17 protein-coding genes are annotated in these 18647 nt (G+C 34.9%); 5 read left to right on the top strand and 12 right to left on the bottom strand.

The features are described from left to right. Window positions 1-309: 309 nt before the first annotated feature. The 3 genes from chrA to ACMZ42_RS10160 all read right to left on the bottom strand — a co-directional run bounded on the left by chrA (window position 310) and on the right by ACMZ42_RS10160 (window position 4433). On the bottom strand, window positions 310-1470 hold the full coding sequence (gene chrA, locus ACMZ42_RS10170) for a chromate efflux transporter (protein WP_415731376.1): 1161 nt from the start codon (window positions 1468-1470) through the stop codon (window positions 310-312). 104 nt (window positions 1471-1574) lie between these two features. Continuing rightward, the gene (locus ACMZ42_RS10165; protein WP_370079464.1) at window positions 1575-2417 is read right to left on the bottom strand and encodes a DUF4179 domain-containing protein; all 843 of its coding nucleotides are present in this window, start codon (window positions 2415-2417) and stop codon (window positions 1575-1577) included. A gap of 825 nt (window positions 2418-3242) precedes the next feature. Further along, window positions 3243-4433, bottom strand: a complete 1191-nt coding sequence (locus ACMZ42_RS10160; protein WP_415731375.1) for a DHH family phosphoesterase — start codon at window positions 4431-4433, stop codon at window positions 3243-3245. A gap of 562 nt (window positions 4434-4995) precedes the next feature. Between ACMZ42_RS10160 and ACMZ42_RS10155 the strand changes: the two genes are divergently transcribed. Together ACMZ42_RS10155 and ACMZ42_RS10150 are read left to right on the top strand one after the other, a co-directional pair. Then, window positions 4996-6645: a pyridoxal phosphate-dependent decarboxylase family protein gene (locus ACMZ42_RS10155; protein WP_415731374.1), complete on the top strand. Its 1650-nt coding sequence runs from the start codon at window positions 4996-4998 to the stop codon at window positions 6643-6645. Then, a complete protein-coding gene (locus tag ACMZ42_RS10150; RefSeq protein ID WP_415731373.1) occupies window positions 6623-8320 on the top strand; it encodes a methyl-accepting chemotaxis protein in 1698 nt (565 codons plus the stop codon). Before ACMZ42_RS10155 ends, ACMZ42_RS10150 begins: the two co-directional genes overlap by 23 nt. 288 nt (window positions 8321-8608) lie before the next feature. On the opposite strand, the gene ACMZ42_RS10145 is transcribed toward ACMZ42_RS10150, so the two are convergent. From ACMZ42_RS10145 to ACMZ42_RS10125, 5 genes are all read right to left on the bottom strand, one after another. Beyond that, window positions 8609-9550, bottom strand: coding sequence for an SDR family NAD(P)-dependent oxidoreductase (locus tag ACMZ42_RS10145; RefSeq protein WP_370079468.1), 942 nt, complete (start codon window positions 9548-9550; stop codon window positions 8609-8611). Window positions 9551-9616: 66 nt separating this feature from the next. Beyond that, complete coding sequence (locus ACMZ42_RS10140) at window positions 9617-10207, bottom strand: TetR/AcrR family transcriptional regulator (RefSeq protein ID WP_370079469.1); 591 nt, start codon at window positions 10205-10207, stop codon at window positions 9617-9619. A 148-nt stretch (window positions 10208-10355) separates the two neighbouring features. Next, a complete protein-coding gene (locus ACMZ42_RS10135; RefSeq protein WP_370079470.1) occupies window positions 10356-10781 on the bottom strand; it encodes a GatB/YqeY domain-containing protein in 426 nt (141 codons plus the stop codon). Window positions 10782-10952: 171 nt separating this feature from the next. After that, the gene (locus ACMZ42_RS10130) at window positions 10953-11222 is read right to left on the bottom strand and encodes a hypothetical protein (protein WP_370079471.1); all 270 of its coding nucleotides are present in this window, start codon (window positions 11220-11222) and stop codon (window positions 10953-10955) included. A 260-nt stretch (window positions 11223-11482) separates the two neighbouring features. Continuing rightward, window positions 11483-12241, bottom strand: a complete 759-nt coding sequence (locus ACMZ42_RS10125) for a formate/nitrite transporter family protein (RefSeq protein ID WP_370079472.1) — start codon at window positions 12239-12241, stop codon at window positions 11483-11485. A 438-nt stretch (window positions 12242-12679) separates the two neighbouring features. Here ACMZ42_RS10125 and ACMZ42_RS10120 point away from each other — a divergent pair, with 438 nt between their 5' ends. After that, entirely contained in the window at window positions 12680-13675 is a 996-nt protein-coding gene (locus tag ACMZ42_RS10120; RefSeq protein ID WP_370079473.1) for a PLP-dependent cysteine synthase family protein, read from the top strand. 70 nt (window positions 13676-13745) lie between these two features. Here ACMZ42_RS10120 and ACMZ42_RS10115 read toward each other — a convergent pair whose 3' ends face one another. The 3 genes from ACMZ42_RS10115 to ACMZ42_RS10105 form a co-directional block, all read right to left on the bottom strand. Beyond that, complete coding sequence (locus tag ACMZ42_RS10115; protein ID WP_415731372.1) at window positions 13746-14750, bottom strand: zinc-dependent alcohol dehydrogenase family protein; 1005 nt, start codon at window positions 14748-14750, stop codon at window positions 13746-13748. A 236-nt stretch (window positions 14751-14986) separates the two neighbouring features. Beyond that, window positions 14987-15670 carry a VOC family protein gene (locus ACMZ42_RS10110; RefSeq protein WP_415731371.1) on the bottom strand — a complete coding sequence of 228 codons (684 nt, stop codon included), beginning with the start codon at window positions 15668-15670 and terminating at the stop codon, window positions 14987-14989. Window positions 15671-15760: 90 nt separating this feature from the next. Then, a complete protein-coding gene (locus ACMZ42_RS10105) occupies window positions 15761-16093 on the bottom strand; it encodes a cupin domain-containing protein (RefSeq protein ID WP_415731370.1) in 333 nt (110 codons plus the stop codon). Window positions 16094-16199: 106 nt separating this feature from the next. Between ACMZ42_RS10105 and ACMZ42_RS10100 the strand changes: the two genes are divergently transcribed. Then, entirely contained in the window at window positions 16200-16361 is a 162-nt protein-coding gene (locus ACMZ42_RS10100) for a hypothetical protein (RefSeq protein ID WP_415731369.1), read from the top strand. A 9-nt stretch (window positions 16362-16370) separates the two neighbouring features. On the opposite strand, the gene ACMZ42_RS10095 is transcribed toward ACMZ42_RS10100, so the two are convergent. Continuing rightward, window positions 16371-17123, bottom strand: a complete 753-nt coding sequence (locus tag ACMZ42_RS10095) for a GNAT family N-acetyltransferase (protein ID WP_415731368.1) — start codon at window positions 17121-17123, stop codon at window positions 16371-16373. Between the two features lie 449 nt (window positions 17124-17572). On the opposite strand from ACMZ42_RS10095, the gene ACMZ42_RS10090 reads away from it, so the two are divergent. Beyond that, a complete protein-coding gene (locus tag ACMZ42_RS10090; protein WP_415731367.1) occupies window positions 17573-18442 on the top strand; it encodes a cation diffusion facilitator family transporter in 870 nt (289 codons plus the stop codon). Window positions 18443-18647: the final 205 nt, after the last annotated feature.

Genomic DNA, 18647 nt, shown 5'->3' with positions numbered 1-18647 from the left:
GAATAATAAGCTTCGAGACTATTATATTGGTAACAAAAAAGTATGCTAAAAGACATCTTCAAGCATACTTTTTCTCATTAGGGATAACCCAGATTTTGTCTTATTTAATACTTAAAATATCGTTACTACTTAATAAATAATGAGCAAGTGCTTCGGTCCGCTTCTAAACAATTAAATATTTCTCGCCAATCTCTGCAATATCATATGAAAAAACTAGCCATTCGAAAAGAAGAGTTTATCTAAGCATTCCATTCATTTCACAAAAAAATCAAAACCAAAGCAATAATGGTTTTGATTTTTTATATGTCCTTAATAACATACAATCCCTACACAAATACCAACTAACACAAGCAAATAAGGTTGAATTTTCCAACGTATCAAGCACCATAAAAAAACGGCTGCAATTACTATGTCTAGACCATTTTGAATTGTCTGTGTAACAATCGGATGAATAAAAGCTGCAGCTAATATTCCTACAACTGCTGCATTTGCACCAGCCATCGCCCCTCTTAATCCAGCGAAACGATTAAGAGCTAGCCAAAAAGGCATTGCCCCTACTATTAGCAAAAATGCCGGTAAAAAAATGGCTATCGTAGCGATAATGGTCCCAGGTACTCCAGCAATGACCATACCTATGTAGGAAGCAAACGTAAACAATGGACCAGGGACTGCCTGGGTCATTCCGTATCCTGCTAAAAAATCTGAAGAACTCATTAATCCACTTTGGACAAACTGTGCCTCTAGTAAAGGTAATACGACATGACCTCCACCAAACACTAATGCACCTGATAAATAGAACTTTTCAATGATCGTAAACCATTCATATTGTATAAGTGGGCTAACAATTGGTAAACCAACAAGAAGTATAACAAACAACGCTAAAAAACATACACCTGTCGTTTTTGAAATAGGTACAACAGTTTCTTTTGGTTCATCTTTATGATTAGTCTTCTTAAAAAAATGATAGCCTATAAAAGAAGCAACAATAATAGTAGTTACTTGAGCAAATGGATGGACCCATAAAAGCACTACTACAAGCGCCAACAAAGCGATTATAAAATGGTGAATACTAGGAATCAATTTTTTTGACATTTCAAAAACAGCTTGCGCAATGATCGCAACTGCCACTAATTTTAAGCCATGAATCCAACCCATATCCATCCGTGTATGTGCAAAAAAATACGCAAATGCCATAAGCAGAAAAACTGACGGTAATGTAAAACCAACAAATGACACAATACTCCCAAATAAACCGCCTCTTAATAAGCCAATACCCATCCCTACCTGGCTCGATGCTGGCCCAGGTAAAAATTGACTGAGTGCAACAAGTTGACTGTAGTCATGATCCGATAACCATTTACGTTTCTGAACATATTCATTTTGAAAATACCCTAAATGTGCAGTAGGGCCTCCAAATGATGTACAACCCAATTTAAGCGAAACTAAAAAAATTTCCCATAACCTTCGCAATATCTTCAACTACTTTCCATGTCGTATATATTCATAGTACAATGGGTAATCGTCCTTTTGGTTTAAGATATTGTAAAGTTTTTTCACGGTAACAGGTTTCGTTCTTAATCTCCAATTTTAATGGCAGAACCAAGCTCACTTCCATTTGCAGCTATCGGAATGAGCTCATAGCTCTTCCCCGTTAAATATAATGCATCGAGGCGGACACCCCACTTCGTATACTCTTCATTCAAAGGATAGGCTACGTTAAATGCCCAAGATTCCCCTGTTACTGATTGGATTTTAAAATGCAATGCTTCATTTAGTAAGCTTTTCTCTGAATGAAAGTATATCGTTGTTGATATTGGTGTAGTAACAACCTCCTCTATTGTTATTTCCTGACCATCTAAAAGCTTTACTTTTTTCTCAACAGGGAAGACCTTTCTATCTTCTTGTAAATGCTCTTGTGAAGCTTCCACTTGAAATTCCCACGGCTCGTCAATCTTTTTTTCACCGTTCCAGTCGTTATAACGAATATCTAAGTTTAATATTTTATCCTCTGGTAGTTCACTTAATTTCACACTACTATAGATTGTGTAAGTTTTATCAGATTGTTGGACAGTCTGTCCCCCATTTCTAACCGTGAACTCTTTTCCATTCACAAAAACCTGTGGAAAGAAAAAGATTTGGTAGTCGAAATTTAAGCCTTTTACTGGCTTAAAGGTAGCATTCAGTAGTATTTGGTTATCATCAATTATTATTTCATTTAACGTTAAACGTCCGAGACTATTTTCAGTAGTTTTATCGATCACTGTTTTGTAGGCTTCAAAATTCAAATCCTTCTTAAACAAAAAATAATAAACAATTACACAAGTAGCTACCAATAAAAGCAATAATACAATAAACCATATTTTCCGCCCTCGATTTTCCTTAAGCTGACTCTCGACAAGAAGCATATCATTGGACATCATGTACACCTCATTTTAAGAAAGTATGTCTACACAAATGCTTTTTATTTATTGTAGTTTTCAATTGGACATTATATAACCTCTAACAATGTTAAGGTTTGGCTGATTTCACTATGTATCTTTAGATGTTGTTGAAACAATTGTATGAATGAAATTAAGGTGTCATATAAAGTATGGCTTTTCAAAACGAGGGGGGTGATTTCCGTTCCGGCTGGGCACTTTCCCGGTGGCGTCCGATGAGCCGCTTCGCTTCGCCGCAGAGTCTCCGGCCATCAGATGTTTTTTGCGCGAAAGCGAAGCGACAGCGGCAACAGCACAATGTCACGAAGGCGTTATCACATTATGTGATGGTTTTAGCCTTCGCTCCTCTATTGTTAATCCCCAAGGAGTCACCCAGTCTCCACTCCAATCAACTGATTCACATGACGTACGTTTTAACAAAATGTCATCCAACTTTTTAGTTTTACCGGAACACTTTCAGGATTTATCGCCCAACTTTTGAATTTTATCGCCTAACTTTCACGTTTTATCACCCAACTTTTGAATTTTATCGACATCTACCTTCCAAAGAGCAAAAAAAGATTCACACACAAAACTGTGCGTGAATCCTTTTCTTTATGTCGCCCATCCAATCAACTAATTCACTTAGCATGTATTCTCTGACATGTCAGTTTAATTTAAGTGATAAAACGCAACTTTAGCAAAAGAGTTTTATCTAAGCGAAAGTGAGTAGCTTGGAACGGAAATCATCCTTATTTACAACACCACAACATTCACAAAATTCCCTTGACTATTTACCTTTTCACAAGGAGTAATATATATCCCTTACTCTTGATGACGAACCTTTTTGGCTTCTTCCATTAAATAATCTACAAATAACTCATCTTTCACTAACCATGCTTGATAATTTCTTTTTAAAAACCATTCTGCTTCATAAAAACTTGTAAAGATTTGATCTAACGGGATTTTATTTTTTTCAATGATCCAATCAAAATCACTTATTGAATATAGGAGGAAAAATTCTCCCTTAAGGTTTTTATACATTGTCCCAAAAGAAGAGAACCTTAAATTATAGCGATTTCGTTTCGCATCCTCTGGTATTGGTGCTATATGAAATATTTGTGCCACATACTGCTCATAAGCTTCATCAGTTAAAGAGCAACCAGCTGCTTTTTGATGCCCTCCCCCTCCGAATTCTGCTGCAATAGCCGAAACATCTATATGATCATGAATCGTACGAAATGAAATTCTTTTGCCACCCATATTTAAAATAGCTATAAAATCAAGGTGTACATTTTCTTTTCCCAATTCATTACCAAGCTCTGAATGATACGATTCTGCATAAACCACACCTGTAAAATATTCTCCTATCGATGTTTGCACTAACTCCCTTTTTTTCCGGCGGATGTACCGTTCTATCTTCTCCTCTTCCATTTTTAAAATTTTCTTTTCAAATTCATCAAAGTCAAAATGTTCGCTAGTCTTTAAACGTTCAAGCATTTTTTCTTCAAATTCTTCGATTGATACTAAAAAAAAGAGTGCATTGAGTCTACGTGCTTGTTGATTATCATTCTTTTCCCATTCCCACGTATCGTACTGTCTGACTAACTCTACAAATTCTGTGATGGAATTCTTTTGTTCTAAATATCCATGTGTAACAAGATATTGATAAAATAAAGACGTTGCTGATGTTAAATAGCCCTTTTCATCTTCTATTAATACTTTACCCCATTCATAATCGTTCAAATGAAAAGCCGTTTTATGATGATCAAGTAATTGAACATTACCCGTGGCGATATAATAATCATTTAATCTCCTTTCATTTTCCTCATTGGGAGATAAATCGGTAATAAATAAAAATGTATCTTGTTCGTTATTGTCTAAAAAAAACTCAATTTCGCGGTCCAACGTTGAAATTGAATTGTACTTTACCTTCACTTGATCTTGAAAGGCAAGCTTGGCTAATATCCCGCAACCTACTCCATCTAAATCATTATGCGATAGCAATTTATACATTTTTTCACCTCAATATTAGTATGGTTTATCATTGAAAAAATTATCGGTATTGTAAGGCTGTTTATATTGAAAAAAATTTACTTACTAAAAATTTCAACGAACCTCTTTTCACATTTTGATATGCTCCCCATCAGCTAGACAGATGAAAAACTTATGTAGATTATTATTCTTTGACTAAAAGCAGATTAATACCATATATCACCGTTGATAGTCATAAAGCATTAAAACGTTCACCAATTATAAATAAATTAAAATCATTTTCTGAATAGTATTTATGTTTTTACCTCCTCATATCACTTCCCCATCATTAGCTTTGCAACAAATTATTAAAAGAGGTCGTAAATCCTTTAAATTCAACGTTTACAAACATAATCTATCACAATATTTCCCCATATATTTCACCTCAAATTAAATCAGATTATTTAGAAATGACTGAAATTAATTATCCTATAAAATATAAACTCATTTTTTTGTTATAATATGTTATTATAATTTTAGTAAAACGACCTATTTTTGCTAAATAAGAAAATAGAGGAAAAACGAACTAAAAAGGACGATGAACATGAAAAAAATCCAGCAATTATTCCAAAGCGAAGATGGTAATATCGAACAAAGAGAGAATTTTTTATCCCTATTAGAGAAAATCGTTTCATCTTTAGATGATTTAAAAAACCCACAAACAACAACTCTTGGACCAATGAAAGAGCGCTCTGACAATTTCTATAAAGAGTTAATGCAAGAAAATCGAGTACCAACTTCAGGTGTCGGACTTGAACAGGTTGTGAATGATTTAACGCAATTGATGCAAGGACATCCTTACCATACACGTAACTTTGTAACAAATGTTTTACCAATGGCTAGCATTCCCGGTATATTAGGTCAATTTACGAATGCTCTGCTTAATGGTAACAATCTATGGGATGTATACGGACCAGCTGCAGCAGAATGTGAGGTAAAGGTAGTAGCAATGATGTCGAAGTTAGTTGGCTACGACTATACTCAAAGCTTTGGTTACACAACGTGGGGTGGACAAGGGGCTGTTTTCAGTGGGCTTCGTCTTGCGATTGCTAAACAATTCCCTAACGCAAAAGAAGATGGCGTACCAAATAATTTATATTGCTTTGCTTCAGAAAATGCTCATTACAGCTTATTAAAATCAATTGAAGCAGTCGGCATCGGTAGCAAACATTTAATTCGTATTAAAGCTGGCAAAGACCATTCAATGGATATCGAAGACTTACGTATGCGTATGACTGAGGTTATCGAAAATGGTGGTATTCCAGTGTATGTAGTTGCTACTACAGGCGCTACAGATCAATTTGCTATTGATGATGTACAAGCAATTAAAAAAGTTACAACTGACCTGGAACAAAAACATTCCTTAAAACCTATACATATTCACGCTGATTCAGCTTTAGGTGGTTTTTACGCATTCTTCAATGATTATGATTTTAAGGCAAATCCACTTCAGTTAGAGACTAATGTTTTACAAGCACTAGAACAAATTAAAGAACGTATGCAATATCTACCTATTGCAGATAGTCTTTGCTTCGACTTCCAAAAGCTTGGTCAAACACCTTATTTAACAAGCTTATTCTTAATAAAAGAAGGAAAACATCTACAGCTATTAGATATCGAGGACTTCGACACACCTTATGTTGGTAATCGAGGCTATGGTTCTTATCATACAGGCTATACTCTAGAGTGCTCTCGTATGGGTAGTTCAATTGCTATTTATGCTGCATTACAGGCGTTTGGTAAAGAAGGCTACCAACAAATATTAGCTAATTATGTGCGTGTAAACTTAGCGTTCCGTACGCAGTTAGCTGAGAAAACTCCAATGTTACAAGTAGTCAATGCGTCTAATATTGGACCAGTTACAGCCTTCCGTTTGTATCCTGAAGGCTTTAATTGGAAATCTGAACAATCAGGTAGCTATACGCAAGATCAGATTGAATATATTAATGGTCTTAACGCTTCATTATTTGAAATTATAGGAGAAGGTCGCGACGAAGTATTTTTCGGTGATACGACACGTGTTTGTACTGTCAATACTAGCGATACAACACAACAAATTCCAGTCGCTGCTGCAAAATTCTTCTCAATTTCTCCTTATACAGAGACAGAACATATTAGTGATATGGTTCATTTCTTACAACAAAAGGTAAAAGTATTGGAGGCTGCTAAAGTTGAGTATAGTCAAAAAATTTAAGAGCTCTTTACTCTATAAATATATTGCGAGTTTTACTATTCCAATTGCTATTATTTCAGTAATATTTAGTATCGTATTATTTGTTACATCTTATCGGATTATCGATAATAATGTTATTACACAATTTGAGTCATCATTAGAGGTTATATCTCATACAATTTTTGATGATATAGACAAAAATGACGTCAAAGCTGCAGATGATGGCGATAAGGATAAATATGATGAAATATTAAATGAATTAAATGAAACACTTAAAGAGTATGAAATTGAAAATGCTTACGTTCTTTCACGTGCAAATGGCAAAGAACATATTGTGGCATTAAGTAATAAAGACGATTATCAAGAGGACTATGCTTTTAGTAAAGACATGAATGAAGCGCTAAATACTGGAACCATTCAATCTAGTGATATTTATAAAGATGAATACGGTATTCATAAATCGATTTTTATACCATTTAAAGATACTGATATTCTTTTTGGTTTAGATATGGACGCTTCCTTCATTTCTAAACTTCAAACAGAGACTCTTTGGATTTGTATCATCATGACTGTGATGTTTTTGATATTCGGTATTATTGTGGCTTATATCATTAGCAAAGGCATTATAAAACCAATTAAAAATATGACTAACTATGTTGGTAAGGTGGCACAAGGAGACTTAGCTGTTGAACCACTTCAAATAAAGGGTTCTAATGAAATTGCACAGCTCTCTTCAGGCATTGAAAATATGACAGCAGATTTACGCTCTCTTATTCAGCAAATTGCTGAGAATGCTGAGCAAGTAGCTGCTATGTCTGAAGAGTTATCGGCAGGCTCTGAGCAAACAAGTGCATCTATTCAACAAATTACATCTTCAATGCAAGAAGTAGCTTCAGGATCAGAAAAACAAACTTCTTCTATTGAAGAAGTAGAAAATCATATTACGACAATCTCCACAAAAATGTCAGAAGTTGTATCGAGCGTTAATGATGTCACTGCTAAAGCATCTAGTGCATCTTCTATTTCAGAAAAAGGCAATACAACGATTCAAAGTGCTACAGAAAAGATGGCCATAACATCTAATGCTATTCAAGAGACTTCGGAAGTTGTGAAACGTTTAAGCACATACTCAAATGAGATCGGCGACATTGTAACCTTAATTAATGAGATTACGGATCAAACAAATTTACTCGCTTTAAATGCATCTATTGAAGCAGCACGTGCTGGTGAGCATGGTAAAGGCTTTGCAGTTGTAGCTGAAGAAGTGCGTAAACTTGCAGACCAATCTTTAGCAGCGACGAATAATATTCGAACACGTATTGAAACAATTAAAGAAGAGTCTGTGCAAGCTGTAAAATCTATGGAAATTAGTAGTAGTAATCTTGCAGAAAGCTCTACTACCTTTAATGAATCAGGTGAAGCTTTTAAAGAAATATATTCGCATATTACTTCACTAACTCAAGAAATGGGTTATGTCAATAATATCATTTCAAATATTAACGATGGGGTTAGCAGCATTGCCATTTCTGTAGAGACAGTTGGTGTAATAGCCGTTCAATCATCTGGAAACATTCAAAATGTGGCTGCTGCTTCTGAAGAACAATCAGCTAGTATTGAGGAAATTACTGCGTCTTCAAATAATTTAGCTGAGATGGCACAGCAACTTCGTAATATCATACAAAAATTCCAGTTATAAAAATAACTAATGACAAAAATCCGCTATACTTTTTGTAGGTAAGTTTTCTACCAACAAAAGTTTAAGCGGATTTTTTTCATTAACTCAACAATTATGCCTCGGCTAATTGTTGCTGTCGCTTCGCTTTCGCACAGATAAAACCTTGTTGCTGTCGCTTCGCTTTCGCACAGATAAAACCTTGTTGCTGTCGCTTCGCTTTCGCACAGATAAATTGCCACAGGACGTGGTGTTCTTAGATTGAGTTCCTCTATTTCAGTGGATGTCTGCTGAAATAAGTTAATAGTTTTCTTATTTTAGTGCTCTCTTGTTCATCCAGGCAATCGTTTCTTCTAGCCCTACTCGATATGAAGTACGTGGTAAAGCGCCTATTTCCTTTTCGTATTTTTCCCCACTTAAAATGACTGGTTCTTCTGTTAAATACAATATTTCAACTACTTCTTTCATAGAAGGATTAAATAGTCCAATTAATCGGATCATGCCTTTAGAAACTGTACGAATACCTTTTTTGTAGCTTGTAATTTCACGTAAAATTTTCACTAGTTCTTCCCCTGCAATTGGATGAACGGCTGGCACGTTCCAATTCTGATTATATGTGTCGTTACGTAAAGCAAGCTCAACCATAGCCTTTGCACCATCAACTGTATAAAGGAATTCCCTTTTCACCTGCATATTCCCTACAAAATTAGCTTTTTTATCTTGTGCTACATTTTTTAACGTTTCATAGAGTATTGTATTCTCTGCATTTGGTCCGTATAAATCCGGGAAATGTACAATTATCGAGGGTACATTACTGTTTATTAATTTATTTTCCATCGTTAAACGAATCTTCCCTTTTTTCGTCTGCGGTTCCTTTCTAGCTTGCTCTATTACAGGGTTTGTTGATTGTCTTCCATATGCATAAATATTATCTACTAGTGCAATCTTCGCTCCTCGCCTTTCTGCTATGTTAATCACCATGTCTACGCATCGCATATGGAGTTTTTCCCAATCTTGATACGGAAAACTAATAGCATGAAAAATAATATCCACACCATTTGAGGCCCTCATCAAATCCTGTTCATTAAATACATCACCCGAAATGATTTCTACATTTTTGTGATGCTGAAAAAGTGCAACTAACTTTTCTTTATTTCTAGCAAATGCCTTCACGTGTATATTGCGACTTACTAGTTCATTTACTAATGCAAATCCCATACCACCAGATGCTCCAATAACTAATGCTGTTTGCAAAATTAATTCCCTCCTCTATTAATTAACCACTGGTCAAATAACTATTAAATGAAAGCTCTAGATTTTTTAACTAGAGCTACTTTCACTATGTGTTAAAGCTTTGATAAGAAATTTTGCATGTATATCCACTGCTTCTTTCGCTTCCTCATAATTTTTTACATAATGACGATAATGTGTAACAAATCCATGAAGAGCAATGAATGTAGAATGTATATCTGAAATCAGCAGTTCTGTCATTGATAAGGACTGTACAGCTTGTGCAAATTTTTCATAACTAACGTTCGCTGCCTCTTGCGAAAGCCCATCAATTTCACGATCTCTCATGATAAACATTAATTCATACTGGCTTTGATGATTTAAACCAAACGCCATATAGCCTACAAAAACATTTAGTAGTTTAGTGTTATGATCTTCAGGACCGTTCATATTTTCATCTAGAGTATTATTTAGTTCAGAAAAATAGTCACTTAATATTGCATAAAATATTTCTGCTTTATTTTTAAAATGATAGTAAATAGCCCCATGACTACAACCAAGCTCTTTAGCAATACTACGCATTGATACTTGGTGAAAATCCTTCGTGATAAATTGCTTATGAGCCTCATTTATAATCATTTCTTTCGTCAAATCTTTTGTTGACGGCTTACGTGGCGACATATTATCCTCCTTATTGACCGGTGGTTAATTAATAGTATATAGTTGTTTTCATTTTTTGGCAATAGTGACACTAACATGGAACAAAAAATGCAGGAGCTTAAAAAACAACCTCTTACTACTTCAGAGTAGGAGGTTGTTTCTAACGAATTTAAATTAGACCTTTTACAACTTTTGAAATAACAGCGCCTTCAGCCTGACCAGTTAACAAAGGTTTTGCAATTTTCATAGCGTCTCCCATGTTCATCCCTTTTACAATGCCAGCTGCCACAAGTTTTTCTGCAATTTCTTCTTCCGTTAATTGCTTCGGTAAAAATGATTTGAGAAGTGCTAATTTCGCTTCTTCTTTTTCAATTAAATCAGCTCGCCCTGCATTTTGAGCACCTTCTAACGCCTGATTTGTTTGCTTGACTTCACGATTTATAATAGCCATTTCCTCTTCAGATGATAAAGCTTCTCCCTTTTCCTTCTCAGCTAAATCTAGAGCGGATTTTAAAATTGATAATACGCCTTTTGCTAATACATTCTTTTCTCTCATTGCCTGTTTTAATTGTTCAAATACCTCAGTTTTTAACAATGTTTTCACTCCTTCATGACATTTATTATAACACAAAAAAATACCGTAACCTTAAGGGATACGGTAAACCAATTTAGGAAGTTATGTGGTGAGTTGAATGTGGGTTTAAGTTACTCATTGTGCTAGCACAGAGCCAATCCTGGAAGCAATTATGCCAAGATATACTTGCTACTATCTTACCTGTTTTAGCATAGATACTTCAGCTTTTGTCGTTAATAAATCCAGTGATAATATTTCAAATTTTGCATCTACAAGATCAATTTTTCGACTTAAATTTTGTTCAACTTTTTCTAACCTTGTTTCCACTGCTTCAATTTTTACATCTAATCTCTTTTCGGCCGCTTCAATCTGTTGCTGAAGATCTGATTTCATGTCTTGCATTTGCTTCGAAAGCTCTAAAATTGCTTGAAGAATCGTATGTTGGTTTACCTCTTGTTCCATTTTTGAATTCCTCCCCTCTTTTATATTCATTCCATAATCTATTAACTTCACAGCATTAATCACATTGTCATAAATAAAAAAGGTAGAGTTACATTAGCAACTCTACCTGTCATTCTATCTATCATTTATTCCAAAGTCAAAATATTAATAGATGAAGTCAAGTATTCATCCGTTAATTTAATTGCAGGAGACCTTACAATCACTTTCAAATTGCCATTACCCAGGAAATGATACTAACTGCAATAGCAATATGTAATTTATTAGTCTCTACCATTTACCCAATATACAAAACCAATAACGGCTCCACCGATAATATTACCTAGTGTTACAGGTAATAAATTTGAAATGGCTCCAGCAAACGATACGAGTTCACCATGAGGTACTAAAAGAGCAAGTGAAAACAATGTCATATTTGCTATACAATGCTCAAATCCAATTGTAACAAACGGGAAAATACAGCAGAAAATCATTACTAATTTTCCAATCTCCGTTTTTAATTTATAGGTACACCATACGGCCAAGCATACAAGCAAATTACATAAAATACCTCGACATAAAAGTTCAACGAAGCTACCACTCATCTTAGCTGTAGCCAGTTTTTCAATGTAAGCTGCTATGTCTCCACCTGCTAGCCCTGAGTAAAAAAATAATGCGGCTGCTAGAAGAGAACCAAAGAAGTTTCCTATGTAACTAAACGTCCAAATGCTCAACATCTCTAATGGTGATGATTTTTTTGATAGTGTACTAACCGTTAGCACTAGATTATCACCGGTAAATAAATTGGCCCCAGCCATCATGACCATACTAAGTGCCACACCAAATGCTAATCCTTGTACGATCTTCATACTCGGTACCCCAGCTGGACTTAATAAGCCTCCAATAGTAGTGATGAGCAAAATTCCAAATCCGATAAAAAGTCCGCCAAAAATAGCTAACAATAAATAATTAGCAGGCTTTTGCTTCATCATGTTAATTTTTGTTTCAGCTGTTATACAAACTGAAGAAATTGTCTCTTTCATACTTTCATCTCCCAAACAACATCAAGCTAATTTTTAACGTTGATCTCAAGTAGTCATTCAGTTTCCACTCTAACCAACTTTTATACAAGGGTTCCATTTTAGCAAATATTATTCCAAAATATTATTAATCAGCAAATTTAAAGTAAATTCCTCCAAATTCACATATATTCATGCACTTTTACTTTCTGAGAAGACATCAATTTGTGTTTCGGGCTACTCGCTTTTGCATAGAAGCATTGTCAATAATAATCCGTATTTCTCGCATTACTAAACCAAGAAAAAATTATTTTGTAGATTCGATTAATTATTTTTTTCTATTGCTACATTTAATACTTCTATTAGTGATTTTATTGCTTATATGGATATATATTGATATGATTCCCTCAATCCCTACAAAACAAGTTTGTTAAGTAGGTTAAATTAAAGGGGTTGATTGGGATGGGTCAAATTGTAACTAATAAGATTAAACAATCTATTACAGAATTAATCGGACATACACCACTTTTAGCATTAAATCAGTATGTAAAAGAGCAACAGCTAGAAACCGAAATTATTGTAAAACTGGAGTATTTTAATCCTGCTAATAGTGTGAAAGACCGTGTTGCTAAAGCGATGATTGAGGATGCTGAAGCACGTGGTGTATTGACAAAGGATAAAACAATAATTGAAACAACTAGTGGCAATACTGGTATTGGTCTAGCAGCAATTGCGGCAGCAAAAGGCTATAAGCTTCGAATTTACATGCAGGATGGCGTAAGTGAAGAGCGTACAAAGGTAGTTAAGGCATACGGAACGGAGGTTGTACCCTTTTCAGATGTCCCAGAAATGGTAGCTGCCTTTGAGGAAACTGATGGTGACTTTGTTGAAACGATTAAAGTATTTCGAGAAACAGTCGTTGAACAAGAAGAAAATGTTGTATTTTTAAATCAGCTTGATAATGATGCCAATCCAAATATTCATAAGTTAACAACTGGTCCTGAAGTCTGGGAGGATACAGACGGACAAATTGATATTTTTGTAGCAGCAATTGGCACAGGTGGTACGATCAGTGGTGCTGGTGCATATTTAAAATCTAAAAATCCAGATATTCAGATTATTGGTGTTGAGCCTGCTGTTAATTCCATTGCAACAGTTGATAATCCAGATATTATTGAAATCACAGGTGTTCACCGCTTCTCTGATGCTGACGAGGCTCGCGTACCATCGAATGTTCATTTAGAAATAATTGATGAAGTACTTGAGGTGGAAACTGCACAAGCTTATGAGGCGGCACGTGCTGTTGCGAAGTCAGATGGTCTATTAGTAGGCACTTCATCAGGTGCTGCTTTATTTGCAGCCACAGCCCTTGCAAAACGTCCAGAGAACAAAGGGAAACGGATTGTCGTTATCCTACCCGATACTGGTCTACGATATTTATCTACAGATTTATTTTAGAAACAAGCGCATCGAAGGATACGCGGTCGCTTAGACATCCTATAAAAAACGAAGGGTAAAATAAAATAAATTACCCTTCGTTCATATAACTTGTTAAAAAGATCTTTCCTTTTGAGGCTTTAGACGACTCAACGGCCGTTATCGCATTTTTAATGTCTAACAAATCATAATGAGAATCCATTGCCATCATTTTTAACTTGCCACTATTAACTAGATTGATTAAGTGATGAAATGTACCTCGCCATCTTTCTATCGAAACTTGCTTGTTCCAATGACGTAAATGGAACATATTTGCCTTTACATTCGCCTCTTTAACGATTTTTTGCCAATTCACTTGTACACCTGATAAAAGACCGATAGCTAAAAAATTCCCTCCAGCTTTCAGACAGAAAGCAAGATCGTTGCCTGCTGCCCCCCCAATAGAATCAATAGCGGCATCAGCCCCATTGCCATTTGTTAGTTCCATTACTGTCTCATAGAGCGGTGCTACTGAAGTATCTATTACATAGGAAGCGCCAAGCTGAATTAAATCGTCAATATGTCTATTATTTCTCGTAACCGCGATTAATTTAAACCCTAACAATTTTGCTAGCTGAGCAAATATGTGTCCAATTGCGGACCCGCAGGCATTCACTAATAAAACATCATTTGACTGCAATTGTAATATGTCAGTACAAGTTACCCAAGCTGTCATTGGGTTGATATACATTTGTGCTGCAGTAAAATCATCTATAGAATCTGGAATAGGTACTGCAAATTCTGCGTTTGTTTTTACAATCTCCTGCCAAGTTCCTTCTCCTCGTAAAGGTAATACACGATTTCCAATAAGATTTTGAGAAACATACGGACCTACATCCTCTACAATACCGACCCCTTCATAGCCAGGAATAGTTGGTAAAGAAATTCGATGAGCATAACTCCCCCATATTGGTATTAAATCAGAAGGGTTAATAGGTCGTGCTAGCATTCGAACAAGAATTTCCTGTTCTTGAAGAGGTTGAATCGTTTTATTTTCAAATTTCAAAACCTCTCGTGGACTTCCAAATTCATATAATTTAATGCTTTTTGCTTTCAAAAAATTAACTCCTTATGATTGATTAATAACATTTTTTACAACTACTCCAAAATGAAACCTTCAGAGGGCTTTCTTCATCCTCACCGATTATTAATTTTCACCAATCGAGATTTTATGAGCAGTTTTTCTCCCGCTTAATTTCTTTGCTATCGCGAATATTAAATATTCCCTTAATCACTTTTACTTTTTTTATTCAATGACAATTAAAAGGAGATTTAATAGTCTGAATGGTGTTTTTAAAGCTGTGAAATGGTAAATTCACCGTCTTCGGTCATACATAGTTGTAGGTTTCTATTGATTTCTATCTTAATAGGACTAACGATTGCTTTTTTGTTAGAAAAATACCAAACACGTTCACTTGGTCCTAAAAGTAAATTTGCTCCATCCTCATAATTCCCCATAAACGTGAGAGCATTTGAGCGAATTTCGTTATGATTCATTGGCGTTATACCGTATTCTTTTAAACTATCGGCTACTGAATAAATAGCATCCGTCGTTAAATTCATTTCGGCAATATTTAGTACACGCTCGGGTGAAAAAGACTCTACATCCTGTTTTGGATTTACTTCCTGTCTTGAAATGAGCTCAATAATATTTCCTTCTGGATCATAAAAATAACAAGAATGAGCCTTTAATGTATCAAAATATACTTCATCCTGTCCCTCTGAAAATAATAATTCTGCATATTCTTTTACCCAGCTTTTCGCTTGTTTAAATAAATTGCATGGAATATTTAACGCAAAATGATATTGCTTTTTAACTGAATACGGTATTTTTTCAAAAGTGATAATACTTTCGCCAACAGCTATATCAAAAAAATTATCTGCATTCTTTATTAATGTAAATCCTAAATAATTGCAGTAAAACTCCTTCATTTTATGTATATCATACACATATAGTTTCACCTTTGTAATCTTCATCTAAAACATCTCCTTTGCAATTGTTAGCATTTACTATACTTACTAAAATAAATACATACCTCATGCAAAAGAATGAAAATTACTTTATAGTTAGATACGATCTCCTCTACTATTTGGTTGTGAAATGACCAAAAACTCTACCTCTTCCTCTGAATCATTACGCATCTGGTGCGGTTTAAGGGGTGGAACTTCAATTCCTTCATTTTTTTGTAACACAATTCGTTCTCCGTCGATATCGATTGTTGCTGTTCCAGATAGCACAAAGAAAAATTGTTGTGCATGATGGTGATAATGATTTACCTCTACTGTTTTAGCAGGCATACGCTCATGAATAATACTGAGATTATTATTCTTCACTAAATGCCAGCCATCACATTGTTCTCCCCATATATAATGTTCTGCATTCTGTTTGCTAATTTTCAAAACTGATATCACCTTCCTTTTATCTTGATTGTTATGGATATTTACCTAATATTTCTATAAAATATAAATAAGTATATTAACTATCACGCAGTAAGGAGTGGGATCGTTGAATATCAAAAAACAATTGCTGGGCACTGCTCTCGGCTATATGCTGGCATTATTAATTGCATACATCTTTTTCGATTATTTTTCCTGGTCGTTTACTCTAGGTTCTATTGTAGGTATTTGTTTATTTGCTCTAATTTTAATGTTCATGAAAAGGAGATAAATCCCCTTTTCATAATGTATTTAATAATTTTTCGAACTTGTTTGCACTCAGTATTTCATGTGTCATAAAATGACCATTGTAAAACAGTCCAAAGGTAGTCCATATGATAGGTGCATTCTGTGCTTCATCTTTCGTCCTTAGTTGATATGCATGAAAAGGAATGCCCCTTTTCTCTGCCAATTTTTTTAAATCATCTATAACGCCTACTGCAAACGGACATTGGGCAGTGAAGTATATCACAATACCATTATTATTAGATAAAGGACTTTTCACCTGCAGTTTAAAGGAAGGATCGTCGGCACAATCGTTAAATTTATAGACAGCTAGCTGAAAATAAGGTGCTACTTGATCTACAATTTCAAATCCCAAATGTTCAAAAAAACGCTTATCACTTAAAAATGGAAGCTTTTTCTCCCCTATTATATGTACGATGCCATCCATCCCTTGCGCTAATGCATCTTCCTTACACTTTTCAAACAGTTGTCTAGCATGGTTTTGATTTTTGAATTTACCTGAAACCCATAGGCAATTAATATACATATAATTCGGTGCATCGATAGGAACCCAAGCTTGATTTGCCGGCAAATATTCAATAAACACTTTTGCCCGGTCGTTTAAACGATAAAAAACTAGCCCCTCATCCATACGGTTCATCAGCCATTCTTTCTTTTCCTTTACTGCTTCCTCGTATTGCTTCGAACCGAGAGCGCAACATATATGCTCCTGTTCAATATTGTTTCTAGTAATTTGAATATAATCCACTTTACTAACCGCCTCTTTACTAACCCAATTTGGTACCACTATTTTATTATATCGAAGGTAGAAAATGGATAGCAATTCCTTTTCTTTTTTATTATCTATAATCTGGATTTCACGACAAAAAAGCGAACAATTGAAAATCTATATTGATATTTAATCCTTAGAAATAAATTTACCACTTTAATTTCTTAAGTAAACCTTATCGCATCTACACATAATATAGTCATTATTCTTCTCTCGCTTTATTAGCGTACGATTTTAACCCAAACACCTTAGCTAGTGCACTCATTTGGTTGTACGATTTTTATAAAAAAAGATGGTTATGTCTTTTTCCTTTATACAACTTTTTTTCACACTAGTTATTTAATCGGAGTTAGGAAAAAACGTTGCTATAGACCCACTCAAAGTTTACTTGGTATCATAGGTTTATATTTATCAGGAGGTGATTTCAGGTGAATTCATCAAAAATTGCATTTTTATCAGTTTTAAGTAATTCTACTGTGGTCATATTAAAAATTATCGTTGGATTGTTCACAGGATCAGTTGCAATTTTATCGGAGGCAATCCATTCACTTCTAGACTTACTCGCCTCTTTTATTGCCTTTCTCTCCGTACGAATTTCCAGTAAACCAGCGGATAAAGAGCACCCCTACGGACATGGAAAGGTTGAAAATATATCAGGGACAATTGAAACACTTTTAATTTTTGTTGCTGGAATTTGGATTATTTATGAATGTATTCATAAAATTATCACTCCTACACCAATCAAACTCCCAGTTCTAGGAATACTGGTCATGTTATTAGGCGCCTTAATTAATTTTTTTGTTTCAAGGATTGTTTATAGGACTGCAAAGAATACCAACTCCGTTGCCATGAAATCAAATGCACTACACCTACTTACAGATGTCTATACATCATTAGGTGTTGCCTTGAGTTTACTGATTGTCCATTTAACTGGTTGGTACATTTTAGATCCAATCATCGGAATAATATTAGCATGTTATATTATGATGGAAGCTTTCAAACTAATGAAAGAAACATTTCCTCCATTAATGGATGCCCGATTATCAAAGGAAGAGGAAGAACAAATTATTCAAATTATTGAATCATTTAAAGATGAATACATTGAGTATCACGATTTTCGAACTAGACGTTCTGGGGCGGAAGAATACATCGATTTCCATTTAGTCGTAGCATCAAATGAAAGCATTGAAACCGTTCATAATTTATGTGATCGTATTGAAGAAAAGATTAATACCCTATTTCCTCAAGCCAATATTCTTATTCACTTAGAACCGGAGAATGAAAAAATAAATGAATGATTCGCAAATGCGTGGGCACTGAAAAAGTCCATATCTTCTTACATTGCGAGGTATTCAACGATTAAATCGTTGAATACCTCGCTTTTTTCATTTGGCACTGTGACTCTACCGTTGTTTTCCGAAGCATTCCGCTCGCTTTCCGCGGGCGAGCGCCGAGCCTCCTCCTACGCTTCGCTTCGTGCGGGGTCTCGTCTGTCTCGCTTTC

This window comes from Lysinibacillus sp. NPDC056185 (assembly GCF_047737915.1).
Taxonomy (GTDB): Bacteria; Bacillota; Bacilli; order Bacillales_A; family Planococcaceae; genus Lysinibacillus.
Note: the sequence above shows the minus strand (reverse complement) of the source record. Positions and strands in the feature narration are given on the sequence as shown.

Excerpts from the sequence above, each read along its gene's own strand:
- ACMZ42_RS10155 (WP_415731374.1), top strand. The coding sequence starts at position 4,996 with ATGAAAAAAATCCAGCAATTATTCCAAAGCGAAGATGGTAATATCGAA.
- ACMZ42_RS10140 (WP_370079469.1), bottom strand. The coding sequence starts at position 10,207 with ATGTCGCCACGTAAGCCGTCAACAAAAGATTTGACGAAAGAAATGATT.
- ACMZ42_RS10125 (WP_370079472.1), bottom strand. The coding sequence starts at position 12,241 with ATGAAAGAGACAATTTCTTCAGTTTGTATAACAGCTGAAACAAAAATT.
- ACMZ42_RS10120 (WP_370079473.1), top strand. The coding sequence starts at position 12,680 with ATGGGTCAAATTGTAACTAATAAGATTAAACAATCTATTACAGAATTA.
- ACMZ42_RS10110 (WP_415731371.1), bottom strand. The coding sequence starts at position 15,670 with ATGAAGATTACAAAGGTGAAACTATATGTGTATGATATACATAAAATG.
- ACMZ42_RS10130 (WP_370079471.1), bottom strand. The coding sequence starts at position 11,222 with ATGGAACAAGAGGTAAACCAACATACGATTCTTCAAGCAATTTTAGAG.
- ACMZ42_RS10165 (WP_370079464.1), bottom strand. The coding sequence starts at position 2,417 with ATGTCCAATGATATGCTTCTTGTCGAGAGTCAGCTTAAGGAAAATCGA.
- ACMZ42_RS10160 (WP_415731375.1), bottom strand. The coding sequence starts at position 4,433 with ATGTATAAATTGCTATCGCATAATGATTTAGATGGAGTAGGTTGCGGG.